The sequence below is a fragment of the Paraburkholderia sp. GAS82 genome, assembly GCF_050436285.1.
Classification (GTDB): Bacteria; Pseudomonadota; Gammaproteobacteria; order Burkholderiales; family Burkholderiaceae; genus Paraburkholderia; species Paraburkholderia phenazinium_B.
In genome coordinates this window covers 465491-484491 of sequence record NZ_JBNDLX010000007.1, presented here as the reverse complement: position 1 = coordinate 484491, position 19001 = coordinate 465491, and the positions used below count along the sequence as shown (strand labels likewise).

Annotated in this window: 18 protein-coding genes; 14 read left to right on the top strand and 4 right to left on the bottom strand. The window is 57.2% G+C overall.

Going from position 1 to position 19001, the window contains the following annotated elements; all coding sequences use genetic code 11:
- The first annotated feature begins 1030 nt into the window (after window positions 1-1030).
- From P3T17_RS24000 to P3T17_RS23970, 7 genes are all read left to right on the top strand, one after another.
- Window positions 1031-2218: a porin gene (locus P3T17_RS24000; RefSeq protein ID WP_074267579.1), complete on the top strand. Its 1188-nt coding sequence runs from the start codon at window positions 1031-1033 to the stop codon at window positions 2216-2218.
- A 423-nt stretch (window positions 2219-2641) separates the two neighbouring features.
- A complete protein-coding gene (locus P3T17_RS23995) occupies window positions 2642-3508 on the top strand; it encodes an NmrA family NAD(P)-binding protein (protein ID WP_429288113.1) in 867 nt (288 codons plus the stop codon).
- A 120-nt stretch (window positions 3509-3628) separates the two neighbouring features.
- Entirely contained in the window at window positions 3629-4588 is a 960-nt protein-coding gene (locus tag P3T17_RS23990; RefSeq protein ID WP_074267581.1) for a LysR family transcriptional regulator, read from the top strand.
- Between the two features lie 71 nt (window positions 4589-4659).
- Window positions 4660-5112: a hypothetical protein gene (locus P3T17_RS23985; protein ID WP_074267582.1), complete on the top strand. Its 453-nt coding sequence runs from the start codon at window positions 4660-4662 to the stop codon at window positions 5110-5112.
- Window positions 5113-5580: 468 nt separating this feature from the next.
- The gene (locus tag P3T17_RS23980) at window positions 5581-5877 is read left to right on the top strand and encodes a DUF4148 domain-containing protein (RefSeq protein WP_429306793.1); all 297 of its coding nucleotides are present in this window, start codon (window positions 5581-5583) and stop codon (window positions 5875-5877) included.
- A 1196-nt stretch (window positions 5878-7073) separates the two neighbouring features.
- Window positions 7074-7496 (top strand): DUF1636 family protein, encoded by a 423-nt coding sequence (locus P3T17_RS23975; RefSeq protein WP_074267584.1) that lies wholly within the window; start codon window positions 7074-7076, stop codon window positions 7494-7496.
- A gap of 33 nt (window positions 7497-7529) precedes the next feature.
- Entirely contained in the window at window positions 7530-7823 is a 294-nt protein-coding gene (locus tag P3T17_RS23970) for a DUF1330 domain-containing protein (RefSeq protein WP_074267585.1), read from the top strand.
- 38 nt (window positions 7824-7861) lie between these two features.
- On the opposite strand, the gene P3T17_RS23965 is transcribed toward P3T17_RS23970, so the two are convergent.
- On the bottom strand, window positions 7862-8791 hold the full coding sequence (locus tag P3T17_RS23965; RefSeq protein WP_429288112.1) for a LysR family transcriptional regulator: 930 nt from the start codon (window positions 8789-8791) through the stop codon (window positions 7862-7864).
- A gap of 99 nt (window positions 8792-8890) precedes the next feature.
- Here P3T17_RS23965 and P3T17_RS23960 point away from each other — a divergent pair, with 99 nt between their 5' ends.
- The 3 genes from P3T17_RS23960 (at window position 8891) to P3T17_RS23950 (ending at window position 11998) form a co-directional block, all read left to right on the top strand.
- The gene (locus P3T17_RS23960) at window positions 8891-10324 is read left to right on the top strand and encodes an aldehyde dehydrogenase family protein (RefSeq protein WP_074267587.1); all 1434 of its coding nucleotides are present in this window, start codon (window positions 8891-8893) and stop codon (window positions 10322-10324) included.
- The gene (locus P3T17_RS23955; protein WP_074267588.1) at window positions 10321-10728 is read left to right on the top strand and encodes a carboxymuconolactone decarboxylase family protein; all 408 of its coding nucleotides are present in this window, start codon (window positions 10321-10323) and stop codon (window positions 10726-10728) included. Before P3T17_RS23960 ends, P3T17_RS23955 begins: the two co-directional genes overlap by 4 nt.
- 91 nt (window positions 10729-10819) lie before the next feature.
- On the top strand, window positions 10820-11998 hold the full coding sequence (locus P3T17_RS23950; protein WP_074267589.1) for an L-dopachrome tautomerase-related protein: 1179 nt from the start codon (window positions 10820-10822) through the stop codon (window positions 11996-11998).
- 13 nt (window positions 11999-12011) lie between these two features.
- On the opposite strand, the gene P3T17_RS23945 is transcribed toward P3T17_RS23950, so the two are convergent.
- Window positions 12012-12896, bottom strand: coding sequence for a LysR substrate-binding domain-containing protein (locus P3T17_RS23945; RefSeq protein WP_074267590.1), 885 nt, complete (start codon window positions 12894-12896; stop codon window positions 12012-12014).
- A gap of 143 nt (window positions 12897-13039) precedes the next feature.
- Here P3T17_RS23945 and P3T17_RS23940 point away from each other — a divergent pair, with 143 nt between their 5' ends.
- Both P3T17_RS23940 and P3T17_RS23935 read left to right on the top strand, forming a co-directional pair.
- On the top strand, window positions 13040-13921 hold the full coding sequence (locus P3T17_RS23940; protein ID WP_429409142.1) for an alpha/beta hydrolase: 882 nt from the start codon (window positions 13040-13042) through the stop codon (window positions 13919-13921).
- Window positions 13922-13926: 5 nt separating this feature from the next.
- Window positions 13927-15507, top strand: a complete 1581-nt coding sequence (locus tag P3T17_RS23935; protein ID WP_074267592.1) for an ABC transporter substrate-binding protein — start codon at window positions 13927-13929, stop codon at window positions 15505-15507.
- Window positions 15508-15661: 154 nt separating this feature from the next.
- On the opposite strand, the gene P3T17_RS23930 is transcribed toward P3T17_RS23935, so the two are convergent.
- The gene (locus P3T17_RS23930; protein ID WP_074267593.1) at window positions 15662-15985 is read right to left on the bottom strand and encodes a DUF4148 domain-containing protein; all 324 of its coding nucleotides are present in this window, start codon (window positions 15983-15985) and stop codon (window positions 15662-15664) included.
- 260 nt (window positions 15986-16245) lie between these two features.
- The gene (locus tag P3T17_RS23925; protein WP_074267594.1) at window positions 16246-17151 is read right to left on the bottom strand and encodes a LysR family transcriptional regulator; all 906 of its coding nucleotides are present in this window, start codon (window positions 17149-17151) and stop codon (window positions 16246-16248) included.
- A 105-nt stretch (window positions 17152-17256) separates the two neighbouring features.
- On the opposite strand from P3T17_RS23925, the gene P3T17_RS23920 reads away from it, so the two are divergent.
- Both P3T17_RS23920 and P3T17_RS23915 read left to right on the top strand, forming a co-directional pair.
- The gene (locus tag P3T17_RS23920) at window positions 17257-17970 is read left to right on the top strand and encodes an SDR family oxidoreductase (RefSeq protein ID WP_429409141.1); all 714 of its coding nucleotides are present in this window, start codon (window positions 17257-17259) and stop codon (window positions 17968-17970) included.
- Window positions 17971-18080: 110 nt separating this feature from the next.
- Window positions 18081-18950 (top strand): NmrA family NAD(P)-binding protein, encoded by an 870-nt coding sequence (locus tag P3T17_RS23915; protein ID WP_074267596.1) that lies wholly within the window; start codon window positions 18081-18083, stop codon window positions 18948-18950.
- Window positions 18951-19001 lie beyond the last annotated feature (51 nt).

The following is a 19001-nucleotide window of genomic DNA, read 5'->3' as shown; positions in this document are numbered from 1 at the left end:
CGAGCCACGGCGCGGATCAGATTGCCATCGACAAGCGCTTCGCCCACGAACGTTGGTGCACCCGTGCCGTCGAAAATCTTCACATTGGTAAAAAGCTGCGGATTCATCATTTGCCTCTCTCCATAAAGTGGCTATCCAGTCGCAGTCGCTGGACGGCCTTTAGTTTTTACAGGCTAGCACGCCTTAGAAGAGCCAGGTATTGGTCGTACACCTGGAGTTCACGCGTGGGTCCGGAAAAAATAGACTATCTGATAAGAGAGTGCCAGTGGAATCACAGGAGCGCGTGAAAACACCAAGGAGGCCTGGAGAAATCCGGCCACTGAACCGGATTGCCGAGCACGCGCCTGGCGGCACAACCGAGCAGGCAACGGACGCGGAGCGAGATAGCTCTCTAGCCGGCTTATGATTGATGTCGGAAAGCGGATCGCACTTGGTTTACCGTTTATTTCGTCAAATTAGAATGGCCAGAGCGGCATCCCTGTTATGACGAAATGGCATATGTTGGACTGTACGATACGTTTCGCCGCTCGTGGATCGGGACAAATGGTGGGTATAACTAACAAGTGCGCCACCGACTTTACCGACGGTTAGGTCGGTCGACAACGTTAAGGGGGCGTAACGCACACGCTATTCTCTGGAGAAACCAGCATGGTTTTGGATACGGGTGCGCCACACAAAATAAGACAGTTCGACTGAAATGGGTGTTCTGTTCCTTGTTTTTGCGCGTATACAGACCGCCTCAGACGTTCCTGCTATAAGCGGGTCGAGGTGTGAGTCAGTTTCGTTAGACCACAGCGTTCGCAGAAAAAGTAGATGAAAGTGTGCTGCTCGGCAAAGCCGTGTCAGGCCAATTCCGCTCACATAAAATTCTGATTGTCCGTTGGCTCTGGTCGAGCACATCATTGTCCACTTCGGCTCATGCTTCTGTTAACTTTTTGCGACGGGCAATTTTTTTCGGTACTCCGGAAGGGGGCGTCACGTTATCGTCCATCACGCGATAACCAGATCATTCATCCACCCGGAGAAACAGATGAAACGAACAGCGCTTTCGACACTCTCGCTGACACTGTTGACTGCTGCAGGCGCAGCACATGCACAAAGCAGCGTCACGCTATACGGCACCATCGATACGTCGATTACCTTCATTCATAACGCGAACGCAGCCGGCCAAAATCAGTGGTCCGTCGGCAACGCGAGTAACGGGGATCTCTCCGGCAGCCGCTGGGGTTTGAAGGGTCAGGAAGACCTGGGCGGTGGTCTGAAGGCGATCTTCCAGTTGGAAAACGGGTTTAACCCGAGCACGGGGCAACTTGCGCAGGGTGGCCGGGAATTTGGTCGCCAGGCATTTGTGGGTTTGACCTCAGGCCAATTTGGCACGTTCACGTTGGGCCGCCAATATGACCCACTCGTTGACCTTGTGCAGGGCATTACTGAGGATAACTATTTCGGCAGCGGGTTTGCAACCGCAGGTGACGTCGACAACTACGATAACAGTTCCCGTACCAACAACGCGATCAAATACCTGTCGCCGGTGTACTCTGGACTGCAGGTCGAGGGCATGTATGCGTTCGGTGGCGTCGCGGGACAGACGGGCTCGGGCCAGACCTGGTCGGCCGCTGCGGCGTATAACAACGGCCCGATCTCAGTGGCGGCGGGTTACTTTGTGGCAAACAATCCGTCTGTGGGTGGCCTCGTGCGACCCTCGACAACAAGTGGCTCCGGCTGGGGCGGGTCATCTGACGGCACCTTCGACGGCTCGCTGATCAATCTGGGCTTGCAGAGCGCGAAGTCCATCAACATTGCCCGGGTCGCGGCGCAGTATGTGGCGGGGCCGTTCACGTTCGGTGCGGCTTATAGCAACGCACAGTACAAGTCGGATGGACAATCGGCATTCTCGTCGACTGAGAAATTCAACACAGGGCAGGGCTTCCTCAACTATCAAGCCACCAAGGCAATCCTGTTGGGTGTGGCTTACAGCTATACGAAGTCGAGCGGCGACACGGGCGCGACCTACCATCAAGTCAACATTGGCGCTGACTACAACTTGTCCACGCGCACTGACCTATATTTGATAGGCGCATGGCAACACGCCAGCGGAGAAACACTTAGCGCAAGCGGCACCGCCGTGGTGGCTGCGCAGGCGTCCGTGGGCTCGTATGGCTACGGTGGCACCAACACACAGGAAGTGGTTAGCGTCGGACTACGCCATAAGTTCTGATGATGCCCCGGATGCGGCGCTCGCAACGAAAGAGCAGCGCGTGACAGAAAAAAGCCGGTCGTGAGCATGCGCTGACGACCGGCTTTTTTTCAGCGCGCCTGCAGCGAATACCCACGCGGGAATGAGAGCTATCTGCACGCCCAAAATACGCGTTACCTGAATCCCTGAATCTGAAGCAGTCCGATGTGAAGCCGCGCTTTCGGCCATGTTGCCGAGGGCGGAAAAGGAATGCGCTTCATGTTGGTGGAAAGCCGACAGGAGTATGCGAAAGATCGAACTCGCGTCTCAAAAAGCCCAGCTCGAGGCTTAGCTATGCCATACCGTTATGGAAGGTATGACGTGACGGCGGTCCTAATCCGATGAAAGAAGAATGAGAATGCTGGAACACTGTATTTGATTCAGTTCTAGCGAAAGGGGGGCACTATGTTTTCCGTGATTGGAGTCACCGGCCAGGTAGGAGGCGTTGCTGCCCGACTGCTTCTGGCAAACGGATACGACGTTCGCGCCGTTGTTCGAAATCCGGACCATACGCCGACGTTGCGGGAGCAGGGATACGAGGTTTCGGTTGCCAATTTGCGCGATACGCAAGCGTTGGCGCTGGCGTTCCAGGGAGCGGAAGGCGTTTTTGTGATGTTGCCCCTGAATTTCGATCCTTCTTCGGATTTTTCGGAAGCGCGCGAAATCGCCTCGTCTTTGCACGACGCGATTGTCACCGCGCAACCTCGCAAGGTCGTCTGCCTGTCGACCATTGGGGCTCAGGTGTCTCAACCTAACCTGCTCACGCAGGTTCGCTATCTGGAAGAAGCGCTTGGCAATCTCCAGATGCCAGTCGCGTTCGTGCGTGCTGCGTGGTTCATGGAGAACGCCTTATGTGATGTTGAGCCTGCGTGTGAAAGCGGGGAGATTCCCACCTTTTTTCAGCCGCTTGGCCAGACCATTCCCATGGTGGCAACGGCCGACATCGGACGCGTGGTTTCAGAGACGCTCACAGAAGAGTGGGACGGTATTCGGATCATAGAACTTGAAGGTGATAGGCGTATTAGCCCGAATGACATCGCCCGGACCTTTGATCGACTGCTCGGACGCGAAGTCCGGCCGAAGCTGGTTCCCCGGGACGCATGGGAGGCAGTGTTCCGCACGCAAGGCATGAAGAATCCTGGGCCGCGCATGCAAATGCTCGATGGCTTCAACGAAGGCTGGCTGAAGTTCGAGGGCCGTCGGACCGAAACGCGAATTGGGCGTGTACCTTTAGATGTCGTATTGCGCGAGCTTATTCGAAACGCGTGCTAATCCAGCTTCTGTGTCAGTAAGGCGCAACAGGCTCGGAGCGCCCGACGGCTCCTTACGACTCAACGCCTATCGACACGATGCTGATCTGCCGAAAACCTTTTACTTGTAGTCAGGATTCCGATGGATACTTTAGAAAACATGCGGATGTTCGTGCGAGTTACGGAAACCGGCAGCTTCACGAAGGCCGCGAATCTTGCGTCTGTGTCGACAGCACACGTTTCACGTGCAATCACGGACCTTGAATCGCATCTGCACACACGACTGCTGCAAAGAACAACGCGGCGGGTCACGCTTACCGGTGCTGGCGAACGCTATCTACAACGCTGCGAGCACATTCTGGCCCATGTTGAGCTCGCAGAGACCGAGGCGGCAGGCGCGGGCACCCGCCCCTCCGGCAAGTTAAAGGTTCACGCAACAGCCAGTGTCGGTCAACACCATCTGGCGCGGCTCATCGCACGCTATAGCAAACGGTTTCCGGAGGTACTGATCGAGCTGGTCCTCTCGCAGAACGTGCCCAATATCGTTAACGAAGGTATTGACGTGTCCGTGGTGATGACGCGAGATCTTGTGGATTCGAACTTGGTGTCCCAACGCATTGGAAGCGTGCAAACGATTCTGTGCGCCTCTCCACAATACCTGTCGAGGCGCGGCACTCCGGCTCGTCTTGCGGACCTGAGCCAACACACATGCCTGCAATTGATGTTGCCGGATGTGCCTCCCGGAGAATGGCAATTTGAGGATGTAAGCGAGCCGGTTTTTTGTCACATGCGGCCTGCACCGCTCACCGTCAATGTCGCCGAAGCGCTGGTCGAGACGATACGTGAGGGGATGGGAATCGGACCTTTGCCGATTTCTGTCGCGCTGCCGGGCTTACGCGATGGGAGCCTTGTTCGCGTCTTGCCTGAGCACCGCCTGCGAGAGTGCAACATCTATGCGATATATGCGTCGAGACGCTACCTCGACGCCAAGATCAGAACCTTCGTCGAGTTCGCGCGAGACCAGGTGCCGCTGGCGCTGGCTGACGAGAATCGGGAGCTCCTGTCGTCGGAGAACACTCCGCTGGCTCAACCCGTAATCTAGTTGATAGCGTGCGGGCACTGTTCGGCGTAGACCGCCGCCGTGCCACGACGGCATTGGAACGGCATAACCGCATGGCTAGGAACAATCAACAGACGATCAATGAGTTTCTGCTGTACACACTCAATTTGAAACTGACGAATCGCGCGTGGTCATGGGACGCGTACGGCGAGGATGTGGTCGTATTGAAGTTGTGGGCGATGCAACGGGAAAAATTGCCGGACGGCACCGATCGAATCGAGGTGTGGAGTCCGCCGCCGTGGCGCAAACTAGTGAAGATCGCTCGCAATGAGCGACGGCTAAACATCGACAGGCTGAACGAGGGTGGTACTACGTACGCAATCCTGCGTGGTGGTGACGGTTCCGACGAACGCGAGGCGTGGGACTACGATGCAGACCGTCTGTACAAGTTGAGCCGGGTGGTTGTCGATCACGATGGCCACGAATACGCGATCGTGGACTGCGCCATATCGATCGACGAGTTCCTGATTCGCCGAGCGCAACTGCGGTGGCTCTCCCGGACGTAGCGATAGGATTCGCCGACACCTACGGTTCGCGCGGCGCAAAAATCAGACGACGGTTTCTTGAGAAGACTATCCATGCCATGTCGGCATTGTAGACATGACACGATGTTGGTCCTAATGCGCTGAGGGAACTGATCGACAAGCTGACGGAGCGGTACGTCATTCGCCCGCCTGATCACCGATCGCCAGCATGCCGGTTGTAGATGATTTGCGCGGTGATGCGATGCTACGACGTTATGACAGACATGACCTGCCGTACGTAGACGTCTTGGCTACGACTGCCGAAAATATCATCAAGTTCAGCGAGTGCAAATAGCCAGAGGGCGAAGCCCGATGTAACTGGATATTTACGGAATGACGCTACGTTGAACTGATTAAGGAAATGCTCGTCGAGGAAATGCAGTTAATAACTTCTGCGATGCAGCTTTTTTTCGCTCATTCAAGTTTTCGTTGATACACAGGAGCATGAAAATGATCGTCAACATTCGCAATCTGGTTATTGGTTTCGCGGTGGTTCTGCCCATTCTTGCGAGCGCTCAGGAAAATAGCACTCCCGTCACGCGTGAGCAAGTACGTGCTGAACTGGTGGCCCTCGAAAAAGCTGGTTATCATCCGGGCAAGCCCAGCCCTTACTACCCGGCAGACATTCAGGCCGCCGAGGCCAAGGTCCGCGCGAGCAACGCAGCGGGTGGAAATCCGCAGACCTCCTATGGTGGTGTAACCAGCGCGAACTCGGAGTCTGGGGAGCAGGGGACCGGTACGCCTTGAACCAGCACGCTGCTTTCGCAGCGTGGAGCAGCCATGTGGGACGCGTGTCGGTAAGCCCTCGGAATTTTGAGGTTCGTCCTCTAGCTTGCCTGGGGCAGGTCGGACGGTGTCTGACTTACGCGAAATTCCGCATGGCTGGTCAAACTCCATCGGCGCAGGCTCCACTTTGCTAAGCGCCGTCATTGAAAGTCATGGGAATCGGGGAAGTGTATGCAATGTAACCGATTCAACGATGTCGCCGGCCATTGGAACGTTTGGCATTTCTGGTTCAACCGAGCTTACCTCTCTGTGATGACGTTTGATTGCTTTTCGTGGACCTTGGCGTGGAGCTCGCTGGCATCTGCCGAAAGTAGAAGTCGTGCCTGGAAGGCTATGTCGATCATCCATGTCCGTATTCGGACAGCCTACATGACGTGCCATTTTGCCGGTGGTGGAGGTGGCGTGGTATTCGGGTGGGTCTGGGGTCAATGGGGCTGGACAGGGATCTGCGCTGCCGGGGTCTCGATTCTGGCTATTCAATTGGCTTGGCGGCTGCTGCCGCTGCAAACATCTGGTCGACATGTCAAAAATCGTTGACGAACTCGTTGTCGATGCGCAAATCGATGAGCTCGAAAGACTCTGCCTCCCTCTCTTTGATAGATGGTGCGAGAGAAAAAGCGTACTACCACTTGCTTACCTCATGAGTGCGTGGCCGATCATTTCCCTGAGTCGATTGTTACATGCTCTCCGGGCACTTCTACAATATCATCCGCAGACGCTAACGCCTGATGAGTATCAAGTTGTCGCGCAGATATTAAGGATGGGTGTCCATAGCGTCGAAGAGGATGCAGAACACCTCGTGGCATGACGACCCATTCGATAAAATTTGCACTACTGCATTGAGATATCAAGCTGCGCGAAATTGAATCCGTAGTTCGGTCCTTCGAGCGGTCGGACGTCTGGCGTGCAGTTTGCGGAAAGTTCCAGGACCGGGGAAGCAGTGACATAGCAGAGATTGATGATAAATATAGGATTCCATATAAATATCAATGACAGAGTTGGATTCTAGGATACGCGATACGACGCTCTGATAAGCATGCGATCTGACACGCTCGTAGAATTTGTTCATAGGATTTGCTGTCCCAGGTTGTTTAAAGACGGTTCATAAAACTCGGGACAGTTCCTTCCTCGAAAAGATAGAGCCAGGAGACGGCGTCATGTTAGCCACACGCGAGAGCCAGGAACAATCTCAGGTCGTTAGTCAGGATATGAGCGAGAGGGCGCGGTCGAATACCGTCGCAATCTGCCGAACCTGCCCTAGGGACCAGCCGCACAGCGGTGCGGTGGGATTGTCCCTGTATAACGAAGTCAAAGAAAGGTTGACCGGCCAGGGCGTAACCGTAATGATGGTCCATTGCCTCGGCAGTTGTCGGAAGCCCTGTGCCGCTGCGCTTGACGCGCCGGAAAAGCCGCGCGTCCGCTTGTCGGGTCTGAAGGTTAACGACGCTGCGGATCTGATCAGCGCTGCTCTGGAATACCAACAGACGGCATCAGACGACGTGAGCGTTACGACACTGCCGGCGGCGTTGCAGGGACACGTAAGTGCGATCTCGCCGAAGCGAAGAAAAGGTACTGCATAAAAGCGGCTTTCCTCTTGGAAGAAGGAGATTTAAATGAGCAAGGGATATTGGGTGTCGGCCTATCGTGAAACGAAGGACCAGGCCAGGCTGGCGACGTACGCCCAATTGGCGGTACCCGCTGTGGAGGCTGCCGGCGGCAGAGTGATCGCACGTGGAGTGGCTGACGAAGTCCGTGAGCACGGTTTGAAGGAGCGAACCGTTGTGATTGAGTTTCCGTCCTATGAGCAGGCCGTTGCCGCATACGAAAGCGACGCGTACCGGAAGGCGCTTGAAGCCTTGGGCGACGCCGTCGTGCGCGATTTCCGGATCATTCGCGGCGTGGAATGACGTGCAGGGCGCGGTGAATGGCGAACTGTGTCTTGACTTCAGCACCTCAGGACAATCGCATCACCTCGGCTTTCATGGTTTATTGGCTCTCGCAGCAGTTCGATAAATGCTCGCAATGCCGCTGATACATTACGCCGATCCGGATAGTACAGACACAAGCTGGCTGAACTGACGGTCCAGTCCTTTAGCACAGCTACGAGCCGCCCCGTCGCGAGTTCATCCGCTACGGGGGCTTCCCACAGATACGCGACGCCCGCACCTGCAATCGCAGCATCACGCATCAGCGTGGGCTCGTCTAGCGTCAGATTTCCTGGTACGTCGAGCGAGAGTTTCTCGCCCCGTCGCTCGAACTCCCAACGGGACAGCTTGCCGCTTGGCCAGCGCGCTCGTATGCATTGATGCGACATCAGATCCTTTGGCGTGCGCGGCTTCTTGCGTTGCGCAAAATATGATGGCGAGCCGACGACGGAAAATTTCAATGCACCGCCAAACGGCACAGCGATCATGTCGCGTGGCACATCATCTGCGGCACGGATGCCAGCATCAAAGCCTCTACCTACGATATCGACGAAGTGCGCTTCCGTGGCGATGTCGACGCTCATCTCGGGGAACCGGCGCAGATATTCCAGCACGACTGGAACGAGGATAGCGCGCGCAGCCCCAACCGCGCAGTTCAGTCGCAAGGTGCCTGTCGGCATTGCACGATGATTGTTGACGGCGGCCATCGCCTGCTGGATTTCGGACAGGGCGGGACCGACGGTTGCGATGAACTGCTTGCCAGGTTCCGTGAGCGCGACGCTGCGGGTCGTCCGGTTGAATATCCGCACACCCAGCCGATTTTCGAGTTGCACGATCGCACGGCTCAACGCTGTCGACGACATGCCTAGTTCACGTGCCGCCGCACGAAAGCCACCGAGCCGCGCGACGGCGAGCACGACTTCCAGTTCGATCAAGCCTGATTTGAGCATTGTCCCGATTTACGGATCAAGTCGTGTAAGTTTATCCCTCTTATCGGCCCGGATGCAATCGACTACGCTGGGACACGTGACCATTTGATCGAGGCATTCATGTACAGCATTGAACACATCTATATCGACGGCCAGTTTGTGCAGCCAAATGGTCAGGAGTGGTTCGACCTCCACAACCCTTCGACAGGTGACGTAATCGGCCGGGTGCGTCTTGCCGACGTGCAAGACACGAAAGATGCGATAGCCGCCGCGCGCCGTGCATTTCCGGCGTTCGCGCGTACGACCAGAGAGCAGCGTATTGCGTGGCTCAAGCGTCTGTATGAGGCCATGCTCGCGAATGTCGATCGCCTCGCCGCTGCGACAATCGAGGAATATGGCGCGCCCTCGACGCGTGCAAAGTGGGGAGCACGTTACGCCGCCGAGTCCTTTCTGCACGCTGCGCAGACGCTGGAGGAGTATTCGTTCACGCGGAGGATTGGGTCGGCGGAAGTGGTGATGGAACCGGTAGGCGTCGCTGCGCTAATTACGCCTTGGAACGCGAACGCCGGCTTTATCTGCAACAAGCTGGCAACGGCGATTGCCGCGGGCTGCACGGTGGTCATCAAACCAAGCGAAATGAGCGCGCTCCAGACGCAGATTGTCACCGAAGCCCTGCACGAGGCGGGTCTGCCAGCCGGCGTGTTCAACATTGTGACGGGACGGGGCGACATTGTGGGTTCGGAACTGAGTGTGAACCCGAACATCGCGAAGATCTCCTTTACGGGGTCGACTGCGGTCGGCAAATCGATCTTGCGCGCCGGCGCCGACACGATGAAGCGGGTGACGCTTGAACTTGGCGGTAAGTCGCCGACACTGATTCTTGACGACGCCAATCTCGAGACAGCGGTACCCGTCGCCGTCACTTCCGGATTCCAGAATAGCGGCCAGGCGTGTATTGCGGGTACACGCATTCTTGTACCTGAGGATCGTCTTCAGGATGTCATCCGGCTGGTGAAGGAAGCCGTGTCAGCGGTAAAGGTCGGTCACTTGAACGATGCCGATTCGGCAATCGGACCCATGGTCAGCCAGCGACAATATGAACGGGTGCAGGGATATATCCGGCGCGGTGTCGAAGAAGGCGCGACGCTCGTAATTGGCGGAGAAGGTCATCCGGACGGGCTGGCCGGCTACTATGTAAAACCCACGGTGTTCGCGAACGTGACGAACGGCATGAGCATTGCGCGTGAAGAAATTTTCGGGCCAGTGCTGTGCATTCTCACCTATCGCAGTGAGGAAGAAGCGATCGAGATCGCGAACGACACTGTCTACGGGTTGCACGCGTACGTGATTTCAGCGGACATCGAACGGGCCCGTGCTGTGGCGTCCAGGCTCGAAGCCGGCCGCGTGAGCATAAACGGCGCGCCACATGAACCGCTCGCACCTTTCGGCGGTTACAAGCAATCCGGCATCGGTCGGGAATACGGGACATTCGGGCTCGAGGCGTTTCTTGAGACGAAGGCCGTTCTCGGTGCAATCGTATTGGAGCCGCAATGAAGGACGCCATGGAACGGGGTCTTGCCGTATTCGAGCAACTACGTGGTGCTGAGCGAGCGCGGAACATGGCGGACTCGATGACTGATGGGAAATTCGGTGCATCGATGGCGGCCCTGTCAATAGATTTTGTGTTCGGAAGCGTATGGGCGCGTGAGGGCCTTGATCGTCGTGCACGCTCTCTCGTTACGCTCGGTATTCTGATTGCGCTACGCCAACGCGACGAACTGAAGAATCATGTTCGCATCGCGTTGACTAACGGTTTGAGCATGGGCGAAATCGAGGAAGTGATGATTCAGGCGTCTGTATATGCCGGGTTTCCGGCGGCGCACACTGCCAGCAATGCCGCAGCGGAGGTGCTCGAAGCGCTGGAAATCGAGCGAGGCAGTGCGGTGAATGGGCGATGATATTTCCAGTCCAGCGCCACCCCGCGGAAAATACCGTGCTGGTTACGGGAATGCCGGAGGCGCTCAATCGTGCAATCCAATCAGGAAAAACATGAGAAGCATAAGCAAAGCCGTGGCAGCGGTGACGCTCGGATTGACAGCAACGCTCACGGCAACTGCGGACGCGACGCCCAAACTTGCCACTGAACAGACGATCGGCCATATCGAACCGGTATTCGAGTTCTACGGTGCCATGCCCACCGGTGTAACGAAAGCGCCAGACGGTCGCCTGTTTGTCAACTTTCCACGTTGGGGAGACGACGTGCCGTTTACCGTCGGCGAGATCGTCGGTAAGCGGATCGTGCCTTATCCGGACGCACAGACGAATCGCGCGGATCCCGCGCATCCTGCCGATAGCCTGATTAGCGTTCAAAGCGTCGTTGCCGACTCGCAGAACCGGCTGTGGATTCTGGACACGGCGTCGCCGAAATTGGCGGCACCGATCCAGGGCGGCGCCAAACTGGTCGCCGTCGACCTTGCTACCAACAAGGTGGTCAGGACGATTCTCCTTCCGCCGAACGCGTTGTTGCCGACAACGTACCTGAACGACGTGCGTTTCGATTTCCGGTTCGGTGCGCAAGGCATTGCCTATGTTACCGACTCGTCGCCGCATGGGCCAGGTGGAATCATTGTTGTGGATCTGGCAAGCGGCGAGGCGTGGCGCAAACTATCAGGGGACCCTTCGACCAGCGCCGATGCGGCGTTCGTTCCAGTGGTGGAGGGCGAAGAGATGGCAACCGACGGTCCTGACGGAGAACGCCGGCCGCTACATGGTGCGGCAGATGGCATTGCGTTGTCAGCCGACGGAGCGACGCTGTACTACTCACCGTTGTCCAGCCGCCATCTGTATTCGGTGCCGACTGCGCTGCTGCGCGATCGCAATGCCAGCCCCGCGGCGGTAGCGGCAGCTGTGCGGGATCTGGGCGAGAAGGGCGCATCCGATGGTCTTGAAGCAGATGCGAGCGGCGCTATCTATGCCGGCGATTATGAACACGACAGCATTCGCCGGCGGCGTCCAGACGGTGAGTGGCAAACCATTGCACACGATCCGCGCATTCTGTGGCCGGATACTTTGTCGGTCGGGAACGACGGCTATCTGTACTTCACGGCGAACCAGTTGCCTCGGCAGGCTTCATTTCATCATGGTCACGATTTGCGCAAGAAGCCTTATACGTTGTTCCGCATCAGGATCGACGCAAAGCCTGTGACGCTCGCTCCGAATCCGGTTTGAATTCCTCATACGCTTAGCATGGGTTACTCATGATGCCAACCAGATGCCGCCGAATGATTCCGGTGATATGCCCTTTGCGACTCGGCTCGAGCATTCCAACCCGACGGGAATAGATGCCGTCAGGCACAGGGAACACGCGTAGCGCAGGGTCTTTGTGCCAACCGGAATGTGCGAGCATCGGTACGATGGCAACACCCACCCCCTGCCTGACCAGTTCGCTGATCCCCAGAATCGAGTCTAGCTCCAGAATCTGCCGTGGTCTTGTGCCCACCCGACGCAATAGTCGCTCTATCTGCGCGCCGGTTGCCGTAGCCCTGTCATAGCGAATGAACGGGGATGTTTCCAACAGGCTATCAAAGTCGTCCTTGCGACGGATCTGTCCACGATTTGCAAGCAGGACGAGTGGCTCATCATACAAGTGAGTCCATCCGATACCGCGAAAGGGCCGGCGACTGTCTTCAATAACAACCGCGGCGTCCAGCTCGCCCGACCCTACCCGAACGATCAGATCGCTCGATCGTCCGGTCGCCAAAGTAACCTCGAGTGCGGGATGAACCTGCGCAACCTCGACCAGGCATTTCGAAAGCAACCCCATCCCGGAGACGATCGCGCCTATCGAAACGTGCCCGGCAACATTGTTTTCAGTTTTGTCGCCTGCAACGATCCCTTCATAGTCGGCCAGCAACTGCCTGACTTGCGGAAGCAACTGGTAAGCCTCTGGGCGCAGCGTGATTGAGCGCTTCTCCCGACTGAACAAAGGCCGGCCGAGTTCGCTCTCCAGTGCACGCATCTGCTGGCCGACAGCGGCGTGCGTCAGCGCGACACGTTCAGCCGCGGCAGCGAAGCTTCCATGTTCGGCAATCGCAACGAAGGTTCTGAGGAACCTCAATGTGCTCATGGGTATCTCCCTTCGATCAACGGACTCTGCGTTTTCAGCAACACCTGATTGGAAAGAAATTGTTTAATTCAAATAAAGTAAATTTAGCTTTTTTTTTGAATTGATCAATACGATACTCTCCGCATCAGCAAAAGGGAAACGTCATGGATACCTCTGACACAACAAAAACGTCTGCATCGGCATCGCGCTCGGATCGCATGTACAACTTCGGGAACACCACCGTCTATTCGCATACGAAGGATCCGCGCTTCGCTTATACCCTTTACGTGCCGAAGAGCATTCTCGATCCTGAGTCTATTATTGACCTCATCGTCGTCGTTCATGGGTCGAACCGCAGAATGGAGGGCTTCAGAGATCGTTTTTCCGAGTTCGCGGAGTCGCACAACTGTGTCGTTCTGAGTCCTCTGTTTCCCGCCAACGTTTGCGGCGACGACAATCGTGACGGGTATAAGCAGCTACGCGAAGGAACGATCCGCTACGACCAGTTGCTGCTGGACATGATCGCCGAGATCGAGAAGAAGTATCAACGCAGATGGGAGACATTTGGGCTCTTTGGATTTTCGGGCGGTGGCCAGTTTTCCAACCGGTTTTGCCTGCTGCATCCTGGGAGGCTATGGGCCGCATCGATCGGCGCGCCTGGCTCGGTCACGCTGCTTGATCCGACCCGTGACTGGTGGACTGGCACGCGAGACGTCGAGTCCCATTTCGGGAAAAAGATCGATGTGGAGGCGTTGAGAAAAGTCCCGATTCACATGGTGGTCGGAAAAGCCGATATCGAGACCTGGGAGATTACCCATCAACCGGACGGCGCGCACTATATGCCCGGCGCGAACGACGCGGGCCGTACGCGTCCCGAGAGACTGAAGTCGCTCAAGAACAGCTTTGAGTTGCATGGGATCAACGTTGCGCTGGAAGAAGTCGAGAACGCCACGCATCGATCCGCAGAGGTGATTCCGGCAGTCCAGGCATTCTTCGCGCGTGTACTCGCCAGCAAGCGGGGACCTCATCCTGCCTCAATTGCCTGATCTTAATGTCCAGACTGACCACTCTTTGCCGGATTGGGGCCGCCGTCGTCGCTATTGTGCTTCCCGTCTTCGCGAAAGCGGAAACGCAGCGCACGCTTTCGTCGACCGCGATCGGGACACCTGAAATCCGCGTCGCGGAGGGCACCGACACACCTACCTCGATGCCAGGCAATATCGCACGCAATACCATGACCGACAATGTTCTGGCCAACGTTGTCGAGTCGCTGGTAGCGCTACGTGCCGATCTCAGCATTGGCCCGATGCTCGCGGACAGTTGGGACATCTCTTCAGATGCTCGGACCTACACATTTCATCTCCGGCATGGCGTGGTGTTTCACGACGGCTCGCCATTCACGTCAAGCGCGGTCAAGTGGAGCTTCGACTTCCTGATGAGGCCAGAAAATGGATTCATGTGCCGTGGCAACTACGACGGGCATCGAGGTGCCAAGGTCGTCGGCGTGCGGACGCCCGATGCCTATACCGTGGTGTTCGAACTGGACAGAGCGAACGAACTGTTCCTCAAAGACATGGTCGACACGCACTGTCAGTTGGCAATCCTTAGCCCATCAAGCGTCGACAGCTCCGGTCATTGGCTTCGCCCCGTCGCAACAGGTCCGTACATATTTGCGGACTGGAGACACGGACAGTACATTCTGCTGAAGCGATTTGCGCAATATCGCCCGAGAGGCGAACCGCCGAGTGGTCTTGCGGGCGCGAAGGTCGCGTACGACGACGCTCGATTTGTCGTCATCCCGGACGAGGCGGCACAAAAGGTTGCGGTCGTCGCCGGGCAGGTCGACATGATGTCGGTGAGCGGAGACGGGCTCGTCGGGAGCGACCCCAGATGGCGTGTCATCGTGGGCCCCAGTGCCGATCCCGTCGAGTTACTGATGCAAAGCCAGGACCCAACGCTTGCAGACGCGCGGGTTCGTCGTGCAATCGCGCTTGCACTGGATCTTCCCGCCATTGTGAATGCCGTTACCGATGGTCGTGCGCACTACAGTCCATCACTGGTACCGGAGACGAGTGGTGTGTTCGGGCCCGGCGACCGGGTCGGGTTCTCGCAAAATATTGGGGAAGCGAAGCGTTTGCTTGCAGAGGCGGGCTATCACGGACAGACGTTGAAGATCGAGACGAATCATCGCTTTCCGTTTATGTTTTCACTGGCGGTTTACGTTCAGTCACTGCTGAGAAAAGCAGGCATCTCGACAGAACTCGACGTGGTCGACTGGGGCAAGCAGGTTGCCGATTTTCGTGCCGGACATTTTCAGATCATGTCGTTCGCTTACTCGGCAAGAACCGACCCGGCGATGATGTTCAGCGATATATTGGGGGACAAAGCCAAGACGCCGATGGCACAGTGGAACAATCCAGAAGCACTCAAGCTTCTGCAGAGCCTGCGCGGCGTGACTGATGCGTCTGCGCGCGGACAGACGTTTGAGCAGTTGCATAAAATGATGATCGCCGATGTACCGATGATCGTTTTGTACGACACGCCGGACCTGCGAATCGTCAGCAATCGACTTGAAGGCGTCACGTCGTGGCCGATGCGCCGTACACGCGTCTTCAACGTCGTCAAACATTGAGTACGCATCTGCCGGCGCACCTTCCCGCTTAAACAGGTGCGAGACCTTCTTGCATTGCCGTTAGCACACCGACGCAAAGGAAAGCGGGCCCTACGCATCCAGGCCTTCGAGGCCTGGGAAAGTGTGAGTACTTTCAGGCCGGACGGCAGGTCGCTCAGGGACGTGTATAAAGTGAACCCAGGCCGATCACGGCGGTGGGACTGCCCGATGCCTCGGAGCCGTTCTGCACACCACCGAAACTGCTTTCGACGTTAGCAGAGGTGTTGCGCTGTGCGCTGATCTTGGCCTCGGCGGCCTGAATGTCGTCCGGATAGTGAGGATCATTGGCGCGGCTCGGCATGTAGCCGGCCTTTTCGAGCTGAACGAGTTCGGCGCGCACTTGGGCACGGGTTACGGTGGAGGAGGTTTCCTGGGCATGGCTGGCGATCGGAAAGACGAGCACAGCCGCGACGACCAGGGTGATTTGGCGGAAGTTCATGGCAAATTTCCTTTACGCGGGTTAAGAAAGGAACGGATCGTTCGGAATAGATTCTGGACAAAAATAGATCAAACTTGAATAACATCGAAGTCATCTAATAGATGCCGGATTGTCATTGAACGAATCGCCAGGATGCGTAAGCCGGTGCTACCGGCACGTATTGCAGCTAACGTCTGCGAGTGGCTACTCGCCATACGGCGGGCCGCACGGCGGATCTGAACAAGCGGAAGCGCGTCGTCCGGCTTGCAAGATGCCTGACGCTAGCCAATGTCCGCTGTCAGCAGGTCGATGAATGCCCGCATCTTGGCCGACACCAGTCGGCGCGACGGGTAATAGACATAGAGCGGTAACTGTTCCTGAGCCCATTCCGGAAACAGTTCGACCAGGCTGCCGTCGCCGAGCCATTGGTGCGCCCCGAGTTCCATCGTCTGTGTGATACCCAGACCAGCGGCGCAAGCGCTCAGCTTTGTCGCGAGATCATTGACGATCAACCGTCCCGATACGGGCACAGTTAGCACTTCGCCATTGCGATGGAACTCCCACGGAAATGGCCGACCGGTCGACGAATCCCGGAATAACAGGCATTCGTATCGACCGTCGGCGAGCTCGAGCGGATGCGCGGGTCGACCGTGCCGCGCGAGATAGGCGGCCGAACTGCAGGTCAGGATGCGGGTACTCAGAAGCGGGCGTGCCACGAGCGATGACGCTTCAGGTACGCCAAAGCGTACCGCCGCGTCGAAACCCTCCGCGACCAGATCCCCGAGCCTGTCACGAATCGCCAGCTCGACGTGGAGCGATGGTTGCGCTGACAGAAACTTCTCGAGTTTGGGCGCCAGTATGAAGCGGGCAAACCAGGGGTCTACATTGACGCGCAGTCGTCCCCGAACGTTGACGGATGAGCCTGCCGTCTCGGTCGCTGCGTCCTCCATTTCGGCTAGCAGCGGCGCGACGCGCTCGTAGAAGCGCTGTCCCTCGTCGGTGAGCTTGACCGCGCGGGACGTGCGGTCGAATAGCCGTATTCCAATGCGCTGTTCCATCCGGGCCACCGCGCGGCTGACCGCAGAGGCGGTTACACCGAGTGCTTCTGCGGCGTGCACGAAGCTGCCGCTCTCGACGACTGCGGCGAGAACGCCAATACCATTCAACAGACGTGTATCGAAGGCCATAGTGATCAATGAATTGGTGTCACGGTGATTTTGACACGGATGCGCTTTTTGAATCAGATGAGGAACCCTATACTCGGCGGCGTCGAACTACAGCAGGAGCCGGCTATGCAGATCAAAGGGGTAACCGCGCTAGTGAGCGGTGCCAATCGTGGGCTGGGGCGTGCCTTCACGCAAGTACTCCTTCAGGCTGGAGCGGCAAAGGTCTATGCCGGCGCGAGAGATCCCTCGAAAATCACTGATCCCGGTGTGGTTCCAGTTGCACTTGACATCACAGATCCCAACACTGTCACCGCAGCGGCCCGGCAATGTAGCGATGTAACGCTGCTGATTAACAATGCGGGTGTTATGCGGATGAGCCCGTTCATCGCCGCGCCGTCAATCGAGGCTGCGCGAGAAGAAATGATGACAAATTACTTCGGAACACTGAACATGTGCCGTGCGTTTTCGCCGGTGCTCGGTAATAACGGTGGCGGGGCGCTGGTCAATATGCTTTCGGTCGTCAGCTGGTTTACGCATCCGATGAACGGTTCCTACTGTGCATCGAAGGCAGCTGAACGCGCGCTGACAGACGGGCTGCGCCTGGAGCTGGCGGCACAGGGCACGCTGGTCGTGGGTGTCTATGCGAGCTTTATCGATACGGATATGGCGGCGTCCTTGGGCGTTTCTAAAACAAGCGCGGATGATATCGCACGTAGCGCGATTGCGGGCGTTGCCAGTAACCAGCGCGAAGTGTGTGCCGACGCGCGTAGCGCCGAGATCAAGGCCATGCTCGCGCGCGATGCCGACGCATTTTATGCGGGCCTGGCGCGACCGTCGTAATCGACGCACGTAATTGGGGGTAGCCAAGCTTGCCTGTCTGGTTCCACTTTCCTGGCTGACATTGTAGTCACGATGGCAGCACTTTTCGACAATCCTTCGTAGGGTGACACATGTTTTCGGTTCTCGGAATAACCGGTAAGGTCGGCGGAGCAGTGGCCCGATCGCTTCTTGCCACAGGCCAGCCAGTTCGCGCGATCGTGCGCAGTCAGGAAAAGGGATCCGCCTGGGCGGAGCGTGGATGTGAGGTGTGTGTCGCCGACATGGACGATCAGAAGTCACTGGTCACCGCGTTCCACGGCTCAAGAGGGGTCTTTGTCATGCTGCCGTCGAATTTCGATCAGGCAGACGGATTTCCCGAGACGGTCAGGATGGTGACGTCCATTCGCCGTGCGCTCGAGGAGACACTCCCTCAGAGGGTGGTCTGTCTGTCAACCATCGGTGCGCGGGCGACACAGTCAAACTTGCTGAGCAAGCTTGGGATCATGGAACGGAGCCTCATCGCGCTCCCGGTATCCGTCACGTTTTTGCGTGCCGCATGGTTCATGGAGAATGCGGCGCGCGACATTCAGACGGCCATGACAACCGGAACGATTGCCAGCTTTCTGCAGCCGCTCGACAAGCCGGTACCGATGGTTTCCACTGAGGACATCGGACAGGTCGCGGCGGAACTGCTCCAACAGGACGACGCGATACAGCGTGTTGTGCAGCTTGAAGGACCGCAACGGGTGACGCCGACCGAAATCGCGATTGCGCTCGGCAAGTTGCTCGCACGGCCGGTGCGCGCGGAGGTGGTACCAAGGCAGACGTGGGCCGACCTGTTCCGCTCGCAGGGCGCGTCCAATCCCGAACCACGTATACGCATGCTCGATGGCTTCAACGAAGGATGGATCGAGTTCGACGGCGACAAGTCTGCGATACGGAAGGGTTCTATCACGATCGATCGGGCACTCGAACGTCTGATACAGCGAATGTCGCAATAGAGTGGTCATGGTAGACCCATGATTTTTCTTGCGTCCATGCGATCCGTTGCC

What these genes read in the sequence shown, in the direction of transcription:
- P3T17_RS24000 (WP_074267579.1), top strand. Translation starts at nt 1,031, where the DNA reads ATGAAACGAACAGCGCTTTCGACACTCTCGCTGACACTGTTGACTGCT.
- P3T17_RS23995 (WP_429288113.1), top strand. Translation starts at nt 2,642, where the DNA reads ATGTTTTCCGTGATTGGAGTCACCGGCCAGGTAGGAGGCGTTGCTGCC.
- P3T17_RS23990 (WP_074267581.1), top strand. Translation starts at nt 3,629, where the DNA reads ATGGATACTTTAGAAAACATGCGGATGTTCGTGCGAGTTACGGAAACC.
- P3T17_RS23985 (WP_074267582.1), top strand. Translation starts at nt 4,660, where the DNA reads ATGGCTAGGAACAATCAACAGACGATCAATGAGTTTCTGCTGTACACA.
- P3T17_RS23980 (WP_429306793.1), top strand. Translation starts at nt 5,581, where the DNA reads ATGATCGTCAACATTCGCAATCTGGTTATTGGTTTCGCGGTGGTTCTG.
- P3T17_RS23975 (WP_074267584.1), top strand. Translation starts at nt 7,074, where the DNA reads ATGTTAGCCACACGCGAGAGCCAGGAACAATCTCAGGTCGTTAGTCAG.
- P3T17_RS23970 (WP_074267585.1), top strand. Translation starts at nt 7,530, where the DNA reads ATGAGCAAGGGATATTGGGTGTCGGCCTATCGTGAAACGAAGGACCAG.
- P3T17_RS23965 (WP_429288112.1), bottom strand. Translation starts at nt 8,791, where the DNA reads ATGCTCAAATCAGGCTTGATCGAACTGGAAGTCGTGCTCGCCGTCGCG.
- P3T17_RS23960 (WP_074267587.1), top strand. Translation starts at nt 8,891, where the DNA reads ATGTACAGCATTGAACACATCTATATCGACGGCCAGTTTGTGCAGCCA.
- P3T17_RS23955 (WP_074267588.1), top strand. Translation starts at nt 10,321, where the DNA reads ATGAAGGACGCCATGGAACGGGGTCTTGCCGTATTCGAGCAACTACGT.
- P3T17_RS23950 (WP_074267589.1), top strand. Translation starts at nt 10,820, where the DNA reads ATGAGAAGCATAAGCAAAGCCGTGGCAGCGGTGACGCTCGGATTGACA.
- P3T17_RS23945 (WP_074267590.1), bottom strand. Translation starts at nt 12,896, where the DNA reads ATGAGCACATTGAGGTTCCTCAGAACCTTCGTTGCGATTGCCGAACAT.
- P3T17_RS23940 (WP_429409142.1), top strand. Translation starts at nt 13,040, where the DNA reads ATGGATACCTCTGACACAACAAAAACGTCTGCATCGGCATCGCGCTCG.
- P3T17_RS23935 (WP_074267592.1), top strand. Translation starts at nt 13,927, where the DNA reads ATGTCCAGACTGACCACTCTTTGCCGGATTGGGGCCGCCGTCGTCGCT.
- P3T17_RS23930 (WP_074267593.1), bottom strand. Translation starts at nt 15,985, where the DNA reads ATGAACTTCCGCCAAATCACCCTGGTCGTCGCGGCTGTGCTCGTCTTT.
- P3T17_RS23925 (WP_074267594.1), bottom strand. Translation starts at nt 17,151, where the DNA reads ATGGCCTTCGATACACGTCTGTTGAATGGTATTGGCGTTCTCGCCGCA.
- P3T17_RS23920 (WP_429409141.1), top strand. Translation starts at nt 17,257, where the DNA reads ATGCAGATCAAAGGGGTAACCGCGCTAGTGAGCGGTGCCAATCGTGGG.
- P3T17_RS23915 (WP_074267596.1), top strand. Translation starts at nt 18,081, where the DNA reads ATGTTTTCGGTTCTCGGAATAACCGGTAAGGTCGGCGGAGCAGTGGCC.